At 39.4% G+C, this 982-nt stretch carries 1 protein-coding gene; it reads right to left on the reverse strand.

The annotated features are described in order from the left end of the window. Positions 1–84 precede the first annotated feature (84 nt). A complete protein-coding gene (locus tag B7C60_RS13115) occupies positions 85–873 on the reverse strand; it encodes a hypothetical protein (protein WP_099612052.1) in 789 nt (262 codons plus the stop codon). Positions 874–982: the final 109 nt, after the last annotated feature.

Raw genomic sequence — 982 nt, forward strand, 5'->3', positions numbered from 1 at the left:
AAGGTGTGAGCGGCGCTTGGCTATACTTGAGCGAAGCGAAACTGCCAAGCGTTGCGAATCACTCTTAAATGCTTTGTTAGCAATTTATAGCAATGCAGCAAGAGCTGGCAAAAATGGACCTAAGACAGCTAGATGGTCGGCAGCTAATCCCATAAACTTTTGATATGCAGTTAAAATAGATCCACTTTTTGCACCTTCACGCATTTCCTCTGTAGCAGTAACTAGTGGTTCTTTGTTGTCAATCTCTAATGACTTGATTGCTTTGATAATGTCATCAAATAAGGCATCATTCACATGTATTTGTTGATTTACATTTTCCGACTGAACCGAAACATTACTATTCGAAACATTAGAAATATGAACTGTACTGGTTTCTTTATTCACTGGTATACCGTTTTCGAGTTTATATAGATTTGTATTTTTTAGTAAGTTAATGGTTTGCCTTACTACCTTAGCAAGCTCAATTTGCTCTTTGAATGTGATAACCATTTGGTCAAAAGCCCAACAGGATTGACCGTTTTGGTCTTTTGCTTCATTTGCTTCTTTAAGCGTTTGCTCTAAACCGTCAAGATCATCAATCCATGTGCCATCAAAACGCTCTACTACAGCAGTTAACGTTGGGTATTTTGTTATATCAAAATTTATGGACTCTAATTCTCCAGACAAAAAGAGCTCCATATCGCGACCATCAGCGTAGACTCGCTCAATTTTACTCTTAACACTATGGTCTTTAATGGGCCAAACTAACTGCCCCCAGTCTTCTTGGTGCTTCAGGTGAGACCACCAATTATCCTTTCCGCGGAACTCTTCACCTATAGAGATAAGTCTGCCAATTAACCCTGATACTTCTTCAAAATCGTTTCTAATTTTCAATTATGTTCTCCCTAGCCGAATTTAAATTGCTAACGCCGCATTAAGGGGCAGGCAACGCAAACAACTGCGCTCAAATTAACCAGCCGTAACCTCAAATGCTCAACCAAAC

The organism is Vibrio fujianensis (genome assembly GCF_002749895.1).
GTDB classification, from domain to species: Bacteria; Pseudomonadota; Gammaproteobacteria; order Enterobacterales; family Vibrionaceae; genus Vibrio; species Vibrio fujianensis.